Genomic DNA, 19753 nt, shown 5'->3' on the forward strand with positions numbered 1-19753 from the left:
TATGTAAATAGCGTAAAGTTTGTTACTTTATAGTTAATCAAACTATATAAGTTATTAAATTGAAAACCATTCTTATTTCACAATTACTTCCTGGTATGTTTGTACAACATGTTACTAAGCAAACAGGTCGCATTAAAGTTAAAAGCCAAGGCTGGGTTAAAACTCAAGCGGATATTGATAAGCTAAAAAAAGCAGGGATCTTAGAAGTAGAAATAGATCCTGATAAAACCCTTGTCAATACAGTTCCTGAAAAAGAGCTAGAAAGCACTTCTGCAGTAAAAATCAAACGAGACCCTTGGCAAAAAGCACACAGTGCAGAACAAGAAATGGGCAAAGCTAAAAAGCTTTATGACGAAGCTAAAACACTTCAACTCAAAGCATTTAAAGAAATAAAAGCTGGCCGAAAAATAGATATAGCCCCTTTTAGAGAGCTTGCAAGTGGCTTTATGGATTCAGTGTTTAGAAATCAAGATGCGTTAGCGTGCCTTACACAAATGCGTCAAAAAGATGCTTATTTACTTGAGCACTCTATTAATGTTTCTATTTTAATGAGTATTTTTGCTAAGCACTTAGAAATAGATAAAGAGATTATCGAACAATTAACAACAGGTGCTTTGTTACATGATATTGGTAAAATAAAAATACCTGACGAAATTCTCAATAAACCGGGTCGTTTTAGCGACGCTGAATTTGAAATAATGAAAAAACATTCCCTTTTTAGTAAAGAAATTTTAGAAGGGTCTGGCTTAAAAGGAATCGCTGTTGATATTGCTGGTATGCATCATGAGCGTTTGGATGGCAAAGGTTATCCGTTTGGTAAAAAAGGCAATGAAATAAGCCAGTATGTGCGCATGGCTTCAATTGTTGATGTTTATGATGCATTAACCGCTGAACGCGTTTATAAAGCTGGCATGGAACCTATTAAAGCATTTAAAATATTAAAAGAAGGCTGCCCCGATAGTTTTGACCCTGTGCTGCTTACTAAATTCATTCAATGCATTGGTATTCACCCGGTTGGGACTTTAGTAAAGTTATCAAGCCAAAAAGTCGGACTAGTGACTGAAAGCAACCCTGCATCGCCACTAAAACCGATAGTAAAAACATTTTACAGCGCTAAACACAGCCGTTATACGGAAGTACAAGATATCGATTTAGCCAATAAAAAGACTTTAGATACCCTTGAATCAACTGTTAAACCAAAAGAATATAATATTGATTTAGAACGTTTTTATAAAAATTCAATACTGCCATAGAGTGGTCGCTTATTGCGGCCAATCTTGCAATGCTTTTAAACTAAACTCGTAACCATCAAAATCAAGGACGCTCTGCTCTGGTGTTATTTCTCTAACCGTTAGCGCACCAATACTCTCTCCTTCATGTAGCTCTCGTCCATTTAACTTTATCCAACGTTTATCAGCACTGGATGAATAAATATGCGCTTGGTATTTAATACTAGGCAACATTGATTGCAAACCATCAGGCAGTAGCTCCACAGGCTCAACACGTGATGACGTTTTTGATGCTTGAGTAACTTCATAATCTTGATTTTTTTCGACATCTTGTATCGCTTGCGCAAATGCATTTTTAAGCGTTGTTGGCACGGCATCAAGTTCAGGATCGCTCACTTGTTGAGATTGATTGCTACCATTCATTGGCTTACCCAGTACTTTATATTTACTCATATCTAGTTGAGCCGATGCGGTATTTTGATTTTGCCCGAATACCGAAGTGTTTTGTGCATTATTTGGATTGTAATTACTTTGTGGGTTAAACGCTGGCTGATTATAATTTTGAACCGGCATTACTTGTTGCATATTTTGCTGATTATAACCTGCTGCGCTCGTGACCTGACTCGATGGCATAGGGATATATTGCCCACTAGGGGTTAATAACATTTGCTGTACACCATTAGGTGTTTGCACATGCACAAGTTGACCTTCAATTGTTGCAGTATTTGTTGGAGCTACTTTTGCAGGCTCTAACTTAGCTACTTGCTGTTTTTCAGCTTCAGCATCTTCCTCTTTAACGTCTTTGTTAGGCGATGATTTTTTGCTTTCCACCACCTTAATTACAGCGGGTCCCGCTGCGTTTAATAAGGTAGAACTTTGAAACCACTTTCCCGCGGTAAAGCCACCAGCGACAGCAATAAAAGCACCTAAGCTTGTACCAAAAACTAATGCTAATCGTCTATAACGCTTGAGTGCTTGTTGTTGTTTTAACTGCTCTGATTGCAAGTCGTACTGCTCAGCACTCATATCTGATTGCTGCGACTGCTTTAGCGCATCTAATAAATAAGACATAACTTACCTAACTATAAAATAAATGAAAGCCCAATACCTACGGCAAATAAAGTAGCGAAAGCAAAGCTGTATGATACAAATGATGTTCCCTTGTTCGCTTCATTAACTGGCGCTACAAAATCCATTGGTAATGATTCATGTGCTGATTTTTTTATTATATCGCCATCAACTATCAACTGCTGCTTTGCAAATGTGCCCACTAAAGCACGTTCACACACCAAGTTCATTAGGCGCGGCACACCACCCGTTAATTGATGAACTGCTTGCATAGCATCCATCGAAAAAATCCCTTTATCGCACCCTGCAACGTGCAAACGATGCTTTATATAAGCCACGGTTTGGCCTTGCGTAAGCGGCAATAAATGGTAACGAGCTGTTATTCGCTGAGCAAGTTGTCTTAATTCATTGCGCTTTAAAAGCTCTTGGAGTTCAGGTTGGCCCACAAGCACTATTTGTAATAGCTTTTTATGATCGGTTTCTATATTTGTCAGCAAGCGCAATTGCTCAAGCACATTAGGAGCAAGTAACTGTGCCTCATCAATGATAAGTATGGTGTGACCACCCGATTTATTATTAGTCTCTAAATGCTTTTTTATAATATCGGTAAGGCTTTTAAGCGTCGAATTATTAGTATCGTAACTAATATTAAGCTCATCACAAATACTGGCTAATAACTCTAGCTCCGAAAGTGCTGGATTATGGATCATTGCGACTTGGGTATTTTCAGGCAATTGCTCAAGCATACTGCGAGTGATCGTGGTTTTTCCGGTGCCCACTTCGCCCGTTAATAATACAAAGCCGCCATCTTCACCCAATCCATAGGTAAGGTGCGCTAAGGCTTCTTTGTGCCGTTCACTTAAAAACAAGTAATGGGGGTTAGGCGAGATAGAAAAAGGTTTTTCGTTCAGGCCAAAATAGCTTAAATACACCGTGATGTTCCTTCATAATTAAATCACGGCCTATAATGGCAAAAAAAGCCCCTAAGTGACAACACTGTGAGTGCTTTATTATTGAAATAACGTAAATTTATGAAAAACAAAAAAGCGCAGCTGTTTTAAAGTTGCGCTTTATATCTTTAAATTTACACTTTTTTATTTTTCATAGCGTACTAATCGTAAATACACATTACTTGTTTTAGCATGCAAACTATTTAGGCCACTATCAAACTGATAGACCCATGCAGAGCTCATTGTGCTCACACCCGATGTATTTGACCAATAATTTTGAAGCTTAGTGCCAAAAAATACAGTTTCATTAATACTCGGCTCTGTGCAACTGTGCTCTAAAATACTCGCCAATTCTTTAATGTTAGGCATTTGCCAATCATCGTAATCTGCGGTTGTATCATTTTTAGCACCGCGTAGTGCCTCTTGCCAAGTGAGAGAAGGTGTTGAGCCTTCACAAAGTTGTGTCTCTGTATTGTAAGTCTGCCCATAACTACAGCGTTGCCACATAAGGCCAGTTTCGCTATCAGACACTGTGCCATCTGCATTTATAGTAAATCTATCTGTCGGTGTTGTGGTATCTGCACCGTCGTAGCACGTTTGCGCCGCTGCAATATTAAAGCTCAAACTTATAGTTGCTATTGCATAGAGTAATTTTAATTTCATTATTTTCTCCTAACGACTTCTAACTAAACGTACATAAGCAGTATTTTCTTTTGGATAAGCAAGATCGTTACCATCACTCATATCAATAATATACGCTTGCGATAAACTTGTACCATCAGCTGCTGTTTGTGAGGTCCAGTAACGTAAATGGCTTAATGCACTTTCACTTGGCATATTAGGGAAAAATGCCTCGTCAATTAATACACTTTGACCTTGTTTTCCGTAATCAATTAAACCTAAAAGCTCTGTATAACTAGGTAATCGCCAGTTCGTACCGCCACAAAAATCTAAGTCATTTACTTCGTTTATATAGCTTTGTACACCACAACTTGTATTATCAGGGCACGTACTATTAGCTGAACTTGTATCTGTAAAGGTCGTGTTGCCTACATCCCAAAAATAATGATTTTGACCATCACGTAACGAAGTATTTGGTACCGTGCCAGATGCCGCACTTTTCACCTCCCAAACCAACCCTGTTACGTTATCGCGAATACAACTAAAACTATTGCTGGTGTCAGACACTTCATCGGCAAATTCATTTAACTTCGTATAATCAAACGCTAAATTACCTTTACCTACTTTATCCAAACGATTTGCAAAGCTGTCGCGGCCAAGTTCTGCATCTTGCGCGGGAAAGTCATCGCTTTCACAATTAATACGCTGGGTATTGTTATAGCACTCACCCACACCACTATCATTTATAAGCCCGAGAGCTTTTGGCGATACATCTACAAATAAAGAATCTGTGTCTGTACGTCCTTTTGAGTCAGTTACCGTTACTTCAAAGCTCAATGTGGTCTCGGTGTCTACATCTGAGGCAAAAAATGTCGTTGTGCACTGATTACTATTGCTTAATGTTTCGGTATTACCGGTAAGTTGTTGCCATTTACATTGGTATGTATCGGTTACGGTTTCACTGCTAGTTGCATCAAGTGTTACCTGCTCAAACTCTTCAATATTTTGATCAGCACCCGCATTTGCATCCACTAATTCATTTGTTTTGTTGAGGGTCATTGAATATTGAGTGCTTGCCTCACCGCCTTCATCATCTATAACAGTTAACTGCCAAGATAAATTTACGTTACTTTCAAGCAATGGATGAGAAAAGCTGAGTGTTGACTCATTAAAGCTCGCAATATTTAACTCAGGCCCCGATAGCAATTGCCAAAAATAGCTATCAATTTGGCCATTTTCATCCGGATCGCTTGACTCAAGACCACTTAAAGTGACCGTGTCTTTGTATACAGAAGGAAGTGTTTCAGGCGATGTTTGTGTAACAGTAACAAGGGGAAGCTGGTTATTAGAACTAACTGAGATGGAAATGTCGTCACTAACGGCGCTAGTGCCGGAGCTTTGATAGCTCACTCTTAAAACTATTTCACTGTCAGTTTTTACATCTGGTGCGGTAAGCGTTTGTTCTGCTCCCTCTAACGGAAAGCCTTCTAAGCTTGGACCGCTTACTTGTTGCCAAGTAAAAGTTCCATCAGCAGGAGAACCCTGTGCTGTAATGGAAAAATCGGTTTTTTCAATAATTTGTAAGTCGTTTCCAGCATTAACAGATGATTCTACATCGGCATCATCGCTGCCACCACCGCCTCCACATGCGCAAAGCAAAGCAATAAGAGGAATTAAAGCAAACGCTTTCATACAAAGCACCTTTTATGTCAAATAATTACTATAGTGTAATCATAAGCAATAAAGATGCCATTAAAGTGCTACATATAAGTATCTTGATGAATACGTACAAACAACTTAGTACCGATTTTACTGTAATCTACTTTGTATTCACGCCCATCTAAGGCTTGAATGAACAATAGCTGTTTTTCTTCACCAAACACGTCTGGGCTTCCAACATACACTATTTCTAAATAACGATCTTTTGCATCACGTCGATTTTTTGGCAACTCTTCTTTAAAAGGCTCTAGGCCATTTTGTGTTACTTTAATTCGCGGATGAATTTCAGAGTTAACAATCACTAAATCGTGTTTTTTATCTTTATGTATTATGGTATTTCGCCCACTTTTTAAAAAGGATCTGTCTTGACTCATTACTATTCCTACTACCGCACTAGAGTATTTACGTTATTTACTCTGCGTCGCTATAAACTGACTGGGGTTTTGCTTCCACTTATTTAAGTTAGCACTAAACGCCCAAATATCTCTATCTAATACACTGGCAGGTAACAATAAATCATAACCTGTTAACAGCTGAAGGTGCTTTGTTCTATTTGCAAACATAGCTATAAGCCCATTATAGCTTATTCCCCTTTGAGAGATATACTGTGTATCTTCTATTAACCATTCTGATGGGCAATGACCATTTTTGCAATGTTTTTGAACAGCTTGCATAAATAAATGTCGTTGTTCTATTAGCAGTTTCCCTGCAATTCTAGGTGATAAACTTGCTAAAAACTCATCAATATCATTTACTTTGATACCCACAGTATTTAACTCAATGTATTCAACCCCGTCCTCAACCTTAGGTATACCACTATACCTAAAATTACTTTGAAAAAGGTGCCATGCTCCATACTTATGCTGATATATAAGTTTAGATTCACTTAATACTAAACTATAGAAGGGTTCTTGGGTTTTTAAAAACCCAATAAAAATAGCACCGATACAAGCACTCACTAAAAAAACTTCAACAATACTTATTTTATCTGGACGTAATAAATTAAAACCCATAATAAGCACCAACCCAATGGCACCCACTATTAATATTTCGATGCCATTACGTGCGCCTTGTGCCCTGTATTTCACATGGTTTCTATCGTTTTTATCCATGCTGATAGAACACCATATAAAATATCAACATAATAATAGCCCATAAAATAACTTTGCGGGCAGTTATACAAGCCTTACAGGATGTTTTAAAATTCATATATTTACCACTTTATATGTAACAAAAGAGGGACACTGCATCAGGATCATTAACTTTTACGCTTAACGCACAAATTTATGAGACACATAACCGCCTTTCTCCGGTCTTATTTCGTACAATACTTACAATTAATTTTCAGGTATGAAAACGATGTACTCAAGACAATCAGGCAAAGCTCTTTTTCCATTTATTATTACGCTACTTTTGATATTTAGCGTTTACTTATATTTACCGTCAAGCCATGGTGAACAAGCCGACTTATCTAAAATGTCTACTCAGGTATCTGCGCATACGGTGACATCACAAGAAAACGCGGTAATGATAGAAGCCATTGGTAGTGCACGTGCTAACCAAGCTGTTTATATTAAAAGTGCCCAAAACGATTATGTCACAGATATTTACTTTAAAGACGGTGACTTAGTTAGTAAAGGCCAAAAATTAGTGCAACTACAAAGTAAGCAAGAACAACTTGCAGTTAAAGAGCTTGGCATTAATTTACAAGAAGAGAAACGTCAACTCAACCGCTTAACCGAACTTTCACGCTCTCAATCAACTGCAAAGTCATTGTTAGAAGAGCAGCTATCTCGCGTTGATGCAACAGAGGCGCAACTAGAAAGCGCTAAAACTAAGTTAAATGAAATGACTATTACAGCCCCTTTTTCTGGCCTGCTAGGTAAACGTGAAATATCAGTCGGTGCATACGTAAACAACGCTACAATAATCACCACACTTGATGATATTAGTATTATTAAAGTTGATTTTAAAGTGCCTGAAAAATATTTAGCACAATTAAACATGGGCATGAAAGTACTTACCCAAAACGATGCCTACCCAGGGCAGACATTTAACGGCAAGGTAACGCATATTAGCTCACGTATTGATTCGGTAACACGCAGTGTTGAAGTAACAGCAAGCTTTGCGAATAAATCAGGATTACTTCGCCCTGGTATGTTACTAAATACAGCACTTGAGCTAAGCAGCAACCAAGCTTTAATGGTGCCAGAAAAAGCGGTTATCCCTTTACAAGACAAACACTTTGTTTTTCAAATTCAAGACGGAGTAGCCAATAAAGTTGAAGTACATGTTGCAAGCAGAAATAATGGCTGGGTTGCTATCGACGAAGGTTTAACTGATGGTCAGCAAATTGTTACTGAAGGGCTAATAAAAATTCGCTCTGGAAGTAAAGTAAGCGTAAAGGGGTAATACGTGAAAATTACTGATACTAGCGTTAAACGCCCCGTTTTTGCCATTGTAATTAATTTACTACTTCTCACTTTTGGGATAGTTGCGTTTACGATGTTACCGCTTCGTGAATACCCTGATATTGAAACACCGATTGTAAATATCAGCACTGAATACACTGGTGCTTCTGCCGAAATTATAGAAACCAAAATAACGCAAATAATAGAAAACCGTATTTCGGGTATTGAAGGTATTAAAAGTATTAACTCATCAAGTCGTAATGGGCGTTCAAACATTACCATTGAGTTTGATATTAACCGCGACATAGATGCTGCATCTAACGATGTACGTGAACGTGTAGCACGTGCACTTGATAGCTTGCCTGATCAGGTACGCCCACCAGAAGTGTCTAAATCAAATAGTGATGAAAGCCCAATCGCCTGGTTTGTATTAAACAGCGAAACAATGGACTCGTTACAGCTCTCTGATTACGCACAGCGATTTATTGTTGATCGCTTAGCCGTTGTAGACGGTGTATCTAATGTACGTATTGGTGGTGAGCGCCAATACGCCATGAAAATTTGGTTAAACCGCCAAGCAATGGCTGCACGCGGTATTACCTCAAGCGATATTGAAAATACACTGCGTACAGAAAACGTTGAATTACCCGCCGGCGAAATAGAATCAATAGATCGCGACTTTACCGTGCGCACCGCACGTAGTTATAAAGATCAGCGCGATTTTAAAAACCTTGTTATTAAACGAGGTGAAGAAGGTTATTTAGTGCGTTTAGGTGAAGTTGCCGATGTAAAATTAGAAGCTGCCGATGACGAAAGCTTATTTCGTGGTAACGGGCGCAACATGATTGGCCTAGGCATTGTAAAACAAGCTAAAGCAAACACGCTTACCGTAGTAGATAACGCACGCAGTGAACTTGAAAAAATAAAACGTAACCTACCTGAAGGTACAACAATTCAAGACAGCTACGATTCGTCTGTATTTATTAAAGAATCAATTAATGAAGTTTACAGCACACTTGCCATCTCTATGGGTTTAGTCGTACTCGTTATATTTTTGTTTTTAGGCAATATACGAGCAACGCTTATTCCAGCTGTTACCGTACCGGTTGCACTTGTTGGTAGCTTTATGTTTTTATTAGCAATGGGCTACTCAATCAACTTACTAACTTTACTTGCCTTAGTATTGGCTATTGGTTTAGTAGTAGATGATGCCATTGTAATGCTTGAAAACATTCACCGTCGCATTGAACTGGGTGAGCCGCCGTTGCTAGCTGCATTTAGAGGCGCGCGTGAAGTTGGTTTTGCCATAGTAGCAACCACGCTTGTACTAATATCTGTTTTTGTGCCATTGGTGTTTATGGATGGCCGTATAGGGGCGTTATTTACTGAGTTTGCTATGGCGGTAAGTGCTGCCGTATTTTTCTCAAGTGTTACAGCGCTGACTCTCGCTCCAGCCTTGTGTTCTAAAGTACTTAAAGTATCAGACAAACCAAATAAATTTAGCCAATGGATGGACCGCCAGTTTACTAAAATTGAAGTAAGTTACCGTAATTCACTCTCCACTAACATAACCCGTAAATGGGGTTTAATGGTGAGCCTATTATTAGCTGGCTTTGTTAGTTACTCGTTGTTTTTACAAGTTCCTTCTGAACTAACGCCAAAAGAAGACCGTGGCACGTTCTTTATTATGATGAGCGGTCCTGAGGGCGCAAGTTATGAAAATAATGCCGCTAATATGGCTAAAATTGAAGAACGCTTAATGCCTTACTCGCAAGCGGGTGAGCTAAGTCGTGTACTTGTTCGAGTGCCTGGCTGGGGGGGCAGCGGCGGTGTTGCAATTGTTGGCATGGCCGATTGGGATAAGCGCAAACGCTCAACATGGGAAGTAATGGACGAAATAAGCGGTAAAATGCAAGAAGTTACCGATGTTCGTGCATTTGCCATCATGCGCCGTGGTATTGGCGGTGGTGGTTCATCTCGCCCTATTGAGTTTGTATTGCAAGGTAATGATTACGCTCAGCTTGCCGATTGGCGTGACCGTATAATTAAGCGTGCCGAACAAAACCCAGGTTTAGTAAGAATCGATCATGATTATAAAGAAACCTTTCCGCAATTTTTAGTCAGCATAGATAAAAACAAGGCCGCTGATTTAGGCGTTTCTGTATCTGATGTAGGCCGTACACTTGAAACAATGCTTGGCCAGCGCCGTGTTACAACCTTTATTGACCGCGGTGAAGAATACGATGTAATTTTAAAAGGGACTAAAGAAGACTTTACTAACCCTACTGACATTTCAAATATATACCTTAAATCACGAAGCGGTGAACTAGTCCCACTTGATAGCCTTATCAGCTTAAAAGAAGAAGCAACCGCATCGCGCTTAAACCGATATAACCGTATGCGCGCAATTACATTAAGCGCCAACTTAGCCGACGGTTATACGCTTGAGCAAGCGCTTAACTTTTTAAACGAAGTAGCCGCGCAAGAAAACGATATAGATGGCGCCGTAGATTACAAAGGCGAGTCGCAGCTTTATTACGAAGGCGCATCAGCGATGACCTACGTATTTATACTTGCACTCACCGTTACCTTTTTAGTACTGGCAGCGCAGTTTGAAAGCTTTATGCATCCGTTCGTCATTATGCTTACCGTACCACTTGGTTTAATGGGCGCTATGTTCGGACTTTGGGCTACAGGACTTACTTTAAATATTTACAGCCAAATAGGTATTGTCATGCTCATAGGGCTAAGTGCTAAAAACGGTATTTTGATTGTAGAATTTACTAACCAACTGCGCGATAAAGGCGTTGAATTTAGTGAAGCTATTTTGCAAGCAGCAACTCAGCGTTTGCGCCCTATTATTATGACCTCGCTGACTACGGTTATGAGTTCGGTACCTTTAGTACTTGCTTCAGGTCCGGGTGCTGAAAGCCGTATGGTGATAGGTGTGGTCGTGTTTACTGGGGTTATTGTATCGACCCTACTAACGCTTTTTGTTGTACCTGCTGCATATTATGCACTTGCACGTAACACTCAATCACCTGAGTTTTTACAGCAAAAATTAGACAAACAAGCCGCTGAAAAACCTTTCGAAGAGATCTAGCCTCTTAATTGCGCCGTAACCTTGTTGTTGCGGCGCATACAATTTATGCTCGCCTTTAAACCCCATATACATTTTAGGAATACTTATGAGCTCAACAACGCAAGTAGCAACATTTGGTGGCGGCTGTTTTTGGTGTATAGATGCTGCATTTAGACGTGTAAATGGCGTACTAACCGTAAGCTCTGGCTACACTGGCGGTGAAACAAATAACCCAACATATGATTCTGTATGCTCAGGCACAACCGGTCACGCAGAGGTTGTTAAAATTGAATTTGACGCGACTGTAGTTAGCTTTGAAATACTCTTAGCAATGTTTTTCACACTGCATGATGCAACACAATTGAATCGCCAAGGTAACGATATAGGCACACAATATAGAAGTGTGGTTTACTATCACGATGAAGCTCAACTTAAGCAAACCAACGAAATGATAGCTCAACTGCAAAGCCATGTTGCTGAGCCAATCGTGACAGAAGTCAGCCCTGCCACTACGTATTACCCAGCAGAGCATTATCACCAAGATTACTATAACGAAAACCCACAGCAGGGTTACTGTAGTATTTTAATAGCACCTAAGTTACACAAGTTTGAAACCGTATTTAAAGAGTTCTTAGCTGACTAGCTAATTTGAGTAGTTAAACTTAGCTACACATTAAAAAGCCCGACATATGTCGGGCTTTTTAATATTAATAAATACCGTTAAAACTGGTAGCTTGCGCCTGCAAAAAAGCGACGCTCTGGCGTGTTGTAGTAATACACTTCACCCGTTGTAAAATCAGCGTTTGAATCAACAGCGTTATACTCTTTATCAAATAAGTTTTCTACACGAAGCGAAACTTCAATATGTTCATTTACTTGATAATTACCCGCTAAGTTCCAAAGTGTATAAGAGCCTAAGCGAGTCACAGCACCTTGTCGGTCGCTACGGTATTGCATGTCTAAGCTTGCATCAAACGCACCAAACTGTTTTGCAAGTTCCCAGTTAAAAGTACGTTTAGCAACATTACGCAACTCTGCGCCCGTTTCTTCGTCTTCAGCGCTTAAGTAAGCAAAGTTAAGGTTGCTATCAAAACCAAAAAACTGCTGAGATAAGCTAAATTCAACCCCTTCGTAGCGTGCTTCATTTAAGTTGATAGGAAAAAAGTTAGAATCTAAAGATATCTTATCTTCAATATCATTTCTAAAAATAGCAACGTCAATACTTGCTATATCAAAATCTACATTTACCCCAATCTCTTGATTTAATGATTTCTCAGGCTCTAAATCAGGATTAGATGAAGGTGGAAAACCAGGAAAAGCCGGAAAGTATAAATCGTTAAATGTAGGTGCTTTAAAACCAGTGCTTTGGCTTATGCGGAACGTGGCGTCTTCAGATAAATGATAACCCGCAGCAGCTGTATATGTTGTTTCGTCGCCAAATTGTTCATCATCGTCTTGGCGAATTGTTAAATTAGCTAACACTTTTTCAGCATTGTAATAAGCCCCAACAAATACAGCTAATACATCACGCTCTTGCATATCATACTGCGTTGAACTGTGCGATACATCATCGTTGTACCAGTTAACACCACCGCTAATATTAAGCTCTTCAGATAATATATATTGACCGTTATAATCAAATTGCACACGTTTCGTTATAAAATCATTTACACCAAATGCTGAGGTATCGTGAGAATCATCTGTTGAAAGCGCTAAATCAATACTATGCGTTTGGTTAGTGTAGTTTTTACTCCAACCTGCAGAAAGCTGATAGTTTTTAAAATCACCTGTTTCTATAGTACTTGTGGCTGGACTAAAGCGACTGTCGTAATCTGCATAGCCTTCACTGTATTGGCCTAATAACTTAAAGTCGGTGTAATTTACTTTAAAACCAAGGTTTTTATTTTCATAGCCATCTTCATCTGGTGCTACGCCTTGCAGTGCATCAAAGTTATCTGTTTTTTCAAAGCCTGCGTTAAATGCTGTTGTTATATCATCTGATTTTACAGAGCCTGCCACTTGATAATTTTGATAAGAGTCAGAACCAAATGTAGCGCTTAGGGATAAGTTATCTGACTCACGCGTAATAATATTAATAACACCAGCGAGTGCATCAGAGCCATAAACAGCCGCGCGAGAGCCTTTAATAATTTCTATGCGTTCAATACTATTTAGAGGGACAGTATTTAGTGCTTTTTGACCAAGTGTTGCTGAGCCTGTACGTACACCGTCAATTAAAATCAACGTATCGCCAGAGCCCGTACCACGAAGTGACACACCTGTATTTTGACCAAAACCACCGTTTGGATTAACCTGAAAACCCACTCGCGTGCTTAAAAGTGTAGGTAAATCGCGTACGTTACTTGCTTCTATTTCAGCACGTTCAATAACATTTACACTCGCTAAAACGTCGTTAATTGATTGCTCAAACTTATTAGCTGTAACGGTTATTTTTTCAATTGATTGCTCTGCACCAGACACAGAAAATGAAAGCGCAGCAGAAATTGCAACGCCTAGAGTTGTTTTGTTTAACATGATGTCCCCTACCTTTGCCCACCGCAAAGATTTAAGTAAGTAAGATTGCATCAAGGCCGGTCTCCGGACTCAGCAAGCATATAAAACATGCAATACTTTACCGTTGCGGGGGCAGTGTTGGGCTTGTAGTCATCATGAAAACTCACCAACTTCCCGATTATCCTGCTAAAAAAATCATTACATGAAGTGGCTAGCAAGCACCTTGAAAATATGCCGCTATTGTGGGTATTTTGTTTATAAATGTCAATGGACGTCTATACAGCTAAAGATAGATTCATCTATGATAAATACGAAAAATAACCTCACAAAAAAAGCCAAACATTGCTGCTTAGCTTTTATTAATACATTTTACACACTCGTTAGCTAGGTTCTAGCTGGTGTACTTTAGTCGCGAAAGTTTTTAAACTGAAAAGGCTGACCTAGCTCAGCGCTACGCACTACTTGCATAGCCTCTTGAAGATCGTCACGCTTTTTACCAGTAACGCGTACTTCTTCGCCTTGAATAGCGGCTTGAACTTTAACTTTAGAGTCTTTAATGGCCTTAACTACTTTTTTAGCCATGTCTTTTTCGATACCTTGCTTTAAGCCAACGTTACGAAATACATTTTTACCTGCACGAGTAATATCTTGAAGCTCTAAGCTTGATACATCCATACCACGCTTAGAGATTTTGTTTGCCAAAATATCAAACAATTGCATAACTTGAGAATCAGCTTCAGCTTTTAATTTAATTGTTTTGTCATTTAATTCAATAGATGCATCAACACCTCTAAAATCAAAACGGGTCTCTAGCTCACGGTTGGCGTTGTCAACCGCATTTTTAGCTTCGTTCATTTCTACTTCAGATACAATATCAAATGAAGGCATAGGTTTCTCCTAACTATTTAATCTTAATTTTATGTGGCAATTATAACGCTAAAATTATAATTCTTTACATTTTTCTGCATCTTGTTCAGGTGCGATACTAAATTAGTTTGATATACTGCGGTCTCTTTTTTAAGCGATTTTAGGATTTGTCGTGACAAGGCGTGTTTACCAAGCAATTTTTTTAATTAGCATTGTGGCTTTTACCCTTTTATTTGCTAAAGAAATAAAAGGTGGCGTTGTAAATTTATTCCCTCATGTTGATAAAGTCGCCCATTTTGGGATTTTTTTTATACTAGCCATAATAATGGATAAAGCGTTTAAACTTCCTTTATATGCGCAAATACTTTTATTGGCAGGCTATGGCGCATCTATAGAAATAATGCAAAACGCACTCCCGTATAGGCAGGCATCACTCGGTGATTTTTTTGCTGATTTTGCAGGTGCTGCAAGCTACTTTTTACTTAGAGTAATTTTTACATCTCGAAAAAAGAACCCATATGGCTAATATTTTAATCGTTGGCGATGGCGCTATTGGCTTATTACTTAGCCACTTTTTGAGTGCATCGCATAATGTCAGTGTTTTAACTCGTAAAAGCCCAACAAATACCCGCTTTTATAGTCGAGGTAAAGGGACCTCTAAAAAAATTGACGCACAATTTATTTCATTAAATCAGCTAAATAAAGCTGCTGAATTTGATGTTGTTTTATTTACTGTTAAAGCTTTTCAAGTACTTGATGCGTTTTCACAAATAAAGCCATTTTTACCAATTCATTGCTCTGTTGTACTTTCGCATAACGGAATGGGTAATGTTGATGAGGTAAATAGCCAACTAAACACTCATCAAGCACTCTACTTTTTAACAACAAGCATAGCGGGCTTTAAATCAAACCAATATATTGTGCAACACACTGGTGAAGGACAAAGCGTTATTGGTGGCTGTAATGAGCTAGCACTTCAAAATAGTGCGCCAATAGCTGATATTTTTAAAGTAATACCCAACCTAACATTTACCAATAACATTCAGCAGCTTCGTTTTGAAAAACTACTCGTAAATATTGCCATTAACCCATTAAGCGCTTTAAGTAATGTAAGAAATGGCGAATTACGTGCACCTAAGTACAACACAATAATTTTTAATGCACTCACTGAAGCATGTAATATTGCAAAGGCTCAAGGGCTTAATATTCCATTAATTAAAGCACTCAATACCGCTTATAAAATAATGGAGTTAACCGCAAATAATTACTCATCAATGCAGCAAGATCTAACGTATAACAGAGAAACTGAAATCTCAGCTATATGCGGCTATATTAGCCAGCAAGGTAAACTTCACGGTATTCCAACGCCTTACAACGATGAGTTACTTGTCAAAATTAAGGCAAAAAAAAGCGTGGTATAAACCACGCTTACATAAGCTTTAACTTTACGGGCGATAAACTTTTACAGTTTCGAAGCCCTGTTCGTGCAGCATAAGTGCCTGTAGTTGGCTCATTACGCCTCTGTCACAATATAAATAGTAGTCGGTGTCTTTTGGTAAATCACCAAACTTAGTCGCCAGACGAAAGAACGGTAAATGCACCACTTCAACACCGTCGATTTCTAGCGGTGCAGCTTCTTCTTCTTCTGGTGAACGAATATCAACTACCACAGAGCCTACAGGTAAATCAGCAACCGATTCAGCTTCTTTAAGTTCTTGTTTGGCTTCAACGTCAATATCACGCACATCCATTATACGTGCGTTATTTACTACGGTATCTAGCACATCAAAATCGAACTTTTCTTCTTCGGCTTCTATTACTTCAATCTTGGCTTTAACTGTCGGTTTTTTAGAAATAACACCACAGTATTCAGGCATTGTTTCTGCCATTTCAGCTGTACCAATTTGGCGAGCAAGATTAATAATTTCTTGTTTATCATTTTGAATTAGCGGGCGTAAAATAAGCGTTTCAGTAACACGGTCAATCACGCTTAAATTCGCTAATGTTTGACTAGATACTTGGCCAATACTTTCACCAGTGACAAGTGCCTGAATGTTTAACTTTTCAGCCACTACACTTCCAGCTCGCATCATCATACGTTTAAGCACAACACCCATTTGGCTGTTTTCAACGTTTTCTAAAATTTCAGCAACAACAGGTTCAAAATCAACCGTTACAAATTTAACTTTATGTGTAGAGCTGTATTTTTTCCATAAGTAGTAACTTGCTTGCTTAACACCAATTTCGTGCGCTGCGCCACCTAGATTAAAGAATAAAAAGTGCGTACGTGCGCCTTTACGAATCATTTGATAACTTGCTACGCCAGAGTCAAAACCACCAGACATAAGCGACAACACATCTTCTTGCGTTGGTAGTGGAAAACCAGCCATACCAAAATGCGTTTGCGAAACAATGTAAGCTTTGTCGTCTTTTACTTCTAAACGTATTGTTACTTCTGGACGGCTAAGTTTAACGCTTGCGCCTTCAATATGTTGATTCAATCCACCACCAACATAACGCTCTAAATCAGTTGAGGTAAAGTCATGTTGACCTATACGCTTAGCACGAACACAAAAGGTTTTACCTATAATTGTATGCCCAACTAACGCTATTGTTTTTTGGTAAATATCATCAAGAGTTTCGAATTGTGTTTCGGTTACTTCAATAAATTGAACGATGCCAGGTATGCGTTTAAGGCTATCGATAAAATCTAAACGAACTTGCGCATCTTCAAGCTTTGTAACAACTGAAATATTATCCCAGTTATTTCTAACTTGTACTTTTTCGTCAACACGGCGCAATACAATTTTAATGTTATTTTCTAACACTTTAGTAAAGCGTTTACGGACTGAACGGCTTTTAATGGCTATTTCAGGATGTAGTTTGACGATAAATTTAAGCATAGTTCACTCTTAGACTGCGGGAATTCGCGCTCCCAGGCATTTGGCGCGCGATTATAGCAAAAAATTCAGCGTCTAGGAAACAGCCAATGACTAGCGATTAGGCAACAGTTTGCGCGTGTTGTGCTAATTCGGTGTATTTTTCGCGTAGCAGGTTCATTTTATCGATACTTTTATCAGTACTATACGCTCTAAACAATGTAAGTACTTTTAAAATACCGTGATATATATCTTGCTCAGCAAGGGTACCGCTTGGCCTGCGGGCTTTTATATAAGGCGTCCAAAAGCTAACCGTTAGCTTAAGCGTATGGGCTAAATCAATGACATCTTGCTCATCAATTGCAATCATTTCACTGTCGCGAAGCCCCAGTATAATTTTTCGCACTTGTTCTAATAATTCGAGTTGGAAATCAATGTAAGCTTGCTTCAAATCAGCGTCTCTGGCGAGTATATCGCCGAGGTTGTCGTAAAAAAAATGATAGCGCCACATCAATTCAAACAACGAATCTAAATAAGCTGTTAAGTGGTTAAATGCATCGTCATTTTTGTTGATAGGTTTAAATTGCGTACTTAAATGATCGCGATATAACGCAAATATATGACGAATAATGTCTTCTTTATTTTTAAAATGGTAGTAAAGATTACCGGGGCTCATCCCTAAATGCGACGCTATATGATTGGTTGATATTGCACGCTCACCTTGCTCATTAAATAACGAAATACTGGTGTGTATTATTTTATCCTTGGTATTCATACGCTAATACTCTAATTATCTTATGCACTACATTACACTAAAAATAGACCACGCAGTATAAACAAATATTATCGATTAAAACACACTTACTCCTTAACCATCATTAGGAACTGAATAAATAATCTATTTGGGCAAAGCTGATTTGTGCCCTAAACACTGTTAAACTAACGCTAAAATAATAAATAGTGAATATTATGAACGTTACTGCAATTTACCCAGGCACTTTTGATCCGCTTACCAATGGGCACACAGACTTGATTCATCGTGCTGCAAAAATGTTTGATACCGTATTAGTTGCTGTTGCCCACAACCCAAGTAAAAAACCCTGCTTTACCCTAGAAGAACGTGTTGAACTTGCTAATACCATTTTGAGTCATTTAGGTAATGTTAAAGTTATCGGATTTTCAGGCTTGCTGGCTGACCTTGCGCGCGATCATAATGCTAATGTGCTTATTCGTGGTATTAGGGCTGTATCTGATTTCGATTATGAATTTCAGCTCGCAAATATGAACCGTCGCCTAAACCCCGATTTAGAAAGTGTATTTTTAACGCCCGCAGAGCGAAATTCATTTATTTCATCAACACTCGTTAAAGAAGTAGCACGTCACAATGGTGATGTAAGCGAGTTTGTGGACCCTGTAATTGTCAAAGCGCTAAAAACTAAATTGGGCTGTGGTGCCCAATAGTAATTTACTGCGTTAGCGCATAACTCGTATGCGCTAATTTAGCTTTGATATAGATGATGTCTTTAATTTTTTAATTAACCAAACCAGCTTCAGTAAGTCTTTATTGATAATTAATATTAGTGCCATCGTAATATCAATAACAAGCATAAAGAAACCATACAGCATCCACAGCCACCAAAAGTCCCAATTGCCATAAAGAGTATTATCAATATACATGCCCATAAACAGTGAGGCATTGATACAAAGCCCTACAATAAGATAATAAAATCCGTACGGTATTTTACGTCCTAAAAAAATACGCCACATAAGAATAGCGGCAATTGTTAGTACATCAAATATAAACAACTTTAAATGTGGAGCTGCAGTAGTTATGTCCATAAATAAACTAGATGTGTACGAAGCCATCATAATAAAGCAAAGATGAACTCGGCTTTTATCCAGGGCAAGAGCATGAAAAAAGTCTATGCGTTCAGTACCTTTTCAAGGTAGGCTGTACTGCGCATAGCTTTTTTCTGTTTTGCGGGCATGCCTTTACTAAAGCTTTTTTCTGCTTTTAGCTGATTAAATGCGATGTGTCTCAGCCCCGCAAATACAGGTGCTGCACCTTCGCGCCTAATTCGACACTCATCTTCTTTAAATCCTACATCTAAACGCCAATGTAATCCATTTTCTATTTGCCAATGTTGTCGTGCTCCTCTCGCGAGTTCTTCCGCTGTTAAATTCGCTGAACTAATATAGTATCTATAGCATAACTCATTGCTTAATTTACCTTTTTCTTTTCTATAAGAAACAATAACACCCACTGTTTTTACACCTTCCCAGTGTATCGTTTCTGATAAACCGCTCACGTTATGGCTCACTGCACAGCACCTAAATTCTTCTCTATTTTTTTGATAATCGGCTTCGTTAAACAAGAGCCCATCAGATGCTTGTCGTGCTACCTCAGGTAATA

19 protein-coding genes and 1 riboswitch are annotated in these 19753 nt (G+C 38.7%); of the genes, 7 read left to right on the plus strand and 12 right to left on the minus strand.

Annotated features, from left to right (window positions below):
- Nucleotides 1-59 precede the first annotated feature (59 nt).
- Nucleotides 60-1253 (plus strand): HD-GYP domain-containing protein, encoded by a 1194-nt coding sequence (locus NRL14_RS05095; RefSeq protein WP_149606136.1) that lies wholly within the window; start codon nt 60-62, stop codon nt 1251-1253.
- A gap of 9 nt (nt 1254-1262) precedes the next feature.
- On the opposite strand, the gene NRL14_RS05100 is transcribed toward NRL14_RS05095, so the two are convergent.
- From NRL14_RS05100 to NRL14_RS05125, 6 genes are all read right to left on the minus strand, one after another.
- The gene (locus NRL14_RS05100; RefSeq protein ID WP_306724145.1) at nt 1263-2300 is read right to left on the minus strand and encodes a general secretion pathway protein GspB; all 1038 of its coding nucleotides are present in this window, start codon (nt 2298-2300) and stop codon (nt 1263-1265) included.
- Between the two features lie 11 nt (nt 2301-2311).
- Entirely contained in the window at nt 2312-3229 is a 918-nt protein-coding gene (locus NRL14_RS05105; RefSeq protein ID WP_007377550.1) for an ExeA family protein, read from the minus strand.
- 162 nt (nt 3230-3391) lie between these two features.
- The gene (locus tag NRL14_RS05110; RefSeq protein ID WP_007377551.1) at nt 3392-3910 is read right to left on the minus strand and encodes a DUF1566 domain-containing protein; all 519 of its coding nucleotides are present in this window, start codon (nt 3908-3910) and stop codon (nt 3392-3394) included.
- A 9-nt stretch (nt 3911-3919) separates the two neighbouring features.
- A complete protein-coding gene (locus NRL14_RS05115; RefSeq protein WP_149606133.1) occupies nt 3920-5560 on the minus strand; it encodes a DUF1566 domain-containing protein in 1641 nt (546 codons plus the stop codon).
- 68 nt (nt 5561-5628) lie between these two features.
- Nucleotides 5629-5961, minus strand: a complete 333-nt coding sequence (locus NRL14_RS05120; protein WP_007377553.1) for a hypothetical protein — start codon at nt 5959-5961, stop codon at nt 5629-5631.
- A 33-nt stretch (nt 5962-5994) separates the two neighbouring features.
- Nucleotides 5995-6699: a DUF2982 domain-containing protein gene (locus NRL14_RS05125; RefSeq protein WP_033028982.1), complete on the minus strand. Its 705-nt coding sequence runs from the start codon at nt 6697-6699 to the stop codon at nt 5995-5997.
- A gap of 247 nt (nt 6700-6946) precedes the next feature.
- On the opposite strand from NRL14_RS05125, the gene NRL14_RS05130 reads away from it, so the two are divergent.
- The 3 genes from NRL14_RS05130 (at nt 6947) to msrA (ending at nt 11723) form a co-directional block, all read left to right on the plus strand.
- On the plus strand, nt 6947-7999 hold the full coding sequence (locus NRL14_RS05130; RefSeq protein ID WP_007377555.1) for an efflux RND transporter periplasmic adaptor subunit: 1053 nt from the start codon (nt 6947-6949) through the stop codon (nt 7997-7999).
- Between the two features lie 3 nt (nt 8000-8002).
- Entirely contained in the window at nt 8003-11101 is a 3099-nt protein-coding gene (locus tag NRL14_RS05135) for an efflux RND transporter permease subunit (RefSeq protein ID WP_306724146.1), read from the plus strand.
- Nucleotides 11102-11186: 85 nt separating this feature from the next.
- Entirely contained in the window at nt 11187-11723 is a 537-nt protein-coding gene (msrA, locus tag NRL14_RS05140) for a peptide-methionine (S)-S-oxide reductase MsrA (RefSeq protein WP_306724147.1), read from the plus strand.
- Between the two features lie 77 nt (nt 11724-11800).
- Here msrA and NRL14_RS05145 read toward each other — a convergent pair whose 3' ends face one another.
- Complete coding sequence (locus NRL14_RS05145) at nt 11801-13615, minus strand: TonB-dependent receptor domain-containing protein (RefSeq protein ID WP_306724148.1); 1815 nt, start codon at nt 13613-13615, stop codon at nt 11801-11803.
- Nucleotides 13616-13651: 36 nt separating this feature from the next.
- Nucleotides 13652-13835, minus strand: a riboswitch (cobalamin riboswitch).
- A 164-nt stretch (nt 13836-13999) separates the two neighbouring features.
- Nucleotides 14000-14482 carry a YajQ family cyclic di-GMP-binding protein gene (locus NRL14_RS05150; protein WP_007377833.1) on the minus strand — a complete coding sequence of 161 codons (483 nt, stop codon included), beginning with the start codon at nt 14480-14482 and terminating at the stop codon, nt 14000-14002.
- Between the two features lie 151 nt (nt 14483-14633).
- Between NRL14_RS05150 and NRL14_RS05155 the strand changes: the two genes are divergently transcribed.
- Nucleotides 14634-14987, plus strand: coding sequence for a VanZ family protein (locus tag NRL14_RS05155; protein ID WP_306724149.1), 354 nt, complete (start codon nt 14634-14636; stop codon nt 14985-14987).
- Nucleotides 14980-15882 carry a ketopantoate reductase family protein gene (locus tag NRL14_RS05160; RefSeq protein ID WP_306724150.1) on the plus strand — a complete coding sequence of 301 codons (903 nt, stop codon included), beginning with the start codon at nt 14980-14982 and terminating at the stop codon, nt 15880-15882. The genes NRL14_RS05155 and NRL14_RS05160 overlap by 8 nt, the downstream gene beginning before the upstream one ends.
- Nucleotides 15883-15906: 24 nt before the next feature.
- On the opposite strand, the gene thiI is transcribed toward NRL14_RS05160, so the two are convergent.
- Complete coding sequence (gene thiI / locus NRL14_RS05165; protein ID WP_033028977.1) at nt 15907-17364, minus strand: tRNA uracil 4-sulfurtransferase ThiI; 1458 nt, start codon at nt 17362-17364, stop codon at nt 15907-15909.
- Between the two features lie 97 nt (nt 17365-17461).
- Nucleotides 17462-18115: a TetR/AcrR family transcriptional regulator gene (locus NRL14_RS05170; RefSeq protein WP_007377837.1), complete on the minus strand. Its 654-nt coding sequence runs from the start codon at nt 18113-18115 to the stop codon at nt 17462-17464.
- Between the two features lie 194 nt (nt 18116-18309).
- Between NRL14_RS05170 and coaD the strand changes: the two genes are divergently transcribed.
- Nucleotides 18310-18801 (plus strand): pantetheine-phosphate adenylyltransferase, encoded by a 492-nt coding sequence (gene coaD / locus NRL14_RS05175; protein ID WP_007377838.1) that lies wholly within the window; start codon nt 18310-18312, stop codon nt 18799-18801.
- Between the two features lie 33 nt (nt 18802-18834).
- Here coaD and NRL14_RS05180 read toward each other — a convergent pair whose 3' ends face one another.
- Together NRL14_RS05180 and NRL14_RS05185 are read right to left on the minus strand one after the other, a co-directional pair.
- Nucleotides 18835-19179, minus strand: coding sequence for a hypothetical protein (locus NRL14_RS05180; RefSeq protein WP_306724151.1), 345 nt, complete (start codon nt 19177-19179; stop codon nt 18835-18837).
- A gap of 83 nt (nt 19180-19262) precedes the next feature.
- The coding region (locus NRL14_RS05185; protein WP_373462518.1) for an ISAs1 family transposase at nt 19263-19753 on the minus strand (491 nt) is incomplete at its 5' end.

It is taken from the genome of Pseudoalteromonas sp. 20-92 (assembly GCF_030847595.1).
Taxonomy (GTDB): Bacteria; Pseudomonadota; Gammaproteobacteria; order Enterobacterales; family Alteromonadaceae; genus Pseudoalteromonas; species Pseudoalteromonas fuliginea.

Excerpts from the sequence above, each read along its gene's own strand:
- NRL14_RS05100 (WP_306724145.1), bottom strand. The coding sequence starts at position 2,300 with ATGTCTTATTTATTAGATGCGCTAAAGCAGTCGCAGCAATCAGATATG.
- NRL14_RS05110 (WP_007377551.1), bottom strand. The coding sequence starts at position 3,910 with ATGAAATTAAAATTACTCTATGCAATAGCAACTATAAGTTTGAGCTTT.
- NRL14_RS05115 (WP_149606133.1), bottom strand. The coding sequence starts at position 5,560 with ATGAAAGCGTTTGCTTTAATTCCTCTTATTGCTTTGCTTTGCGCATGT.
- NRL14_RS05120 (WP_007377553.1), bottom strand. The coding sequence starts at position 5,961 with ATGAGTCAAGACAGATCCTTTTTAAAAAGTGGGCGAAATACCATAATA.
- NRL14_RS05125 (WP_033028982.1), bottom strand. The coding sequence starts at position 6,699 with ATGGATAAAAACGATAGAAACCATGTGAAATACAGGGCACAAGGCGCA.
- NRL14_RS05130 (WP_007377555.1), top strand. The coding sequence starts at position 6,947 with ATGTACTCAAGACAATCAGGCAAAGCTCTTTTTCCATTTATTATTACG.
- msrA (WP_306724147.1), top strand. The coding sequence starts at position 11,187 with ATGAGCTCAACAACGCAAGTAGCAACATTTGGTGGCGGCTGTTTTTGG.
- NRL14_RS05145 (WP_306724148.1), bottom strand. The coding sequence starts at position 13,615 with ATGTTAAACAAAACAACTCTAGGCGTTGCAATTTCTGCTGCGCTTTCA.
- NRL14_RS05150 (WP_007377833.1), bottom strand. The coding sequence starts at position 14,482 with ATGCCTTCATTTGATATTGTATCTGAAGTAGAAATGAACGAAGCTAAA.
- NRL14_RS05160 (WP_306724150.1), top strand. The coding sequence starts at position 14,980 with ATGGCTAATATTTTAATCGTTGGCGATGGCGCTATTGGCTTATTACTT.
- thiI (WP_033028977.1), bottom strand. The coding sequence starts at position 17,364 with ATGCTTAAATTTATCGTCAAACTACATCCTGAAATAGCCATTAAAAGC.
- NRL14_RS05170 (WP_007377837.1), bottom strand. The coding sequence starts at position 18,115 with ATGAATACCAAGGATAAAATAATACACACCAGTATTTCGTTATTTAAT.
- coaD (WP_007377838.1), top strand. The coding sequence starts at position 18,310 with ATGAACGTTACTGCAATTTACCCAGGCACTTTTGATCCGCTTACCAAT.
- NRL14_RS05180 (WP_306724151.1), bottom strand. The coding sequence starts at position 19,179 with ATGGACATAACTACTGCAGCTCCACATTTAAAGTTGTTTATATTTGAT.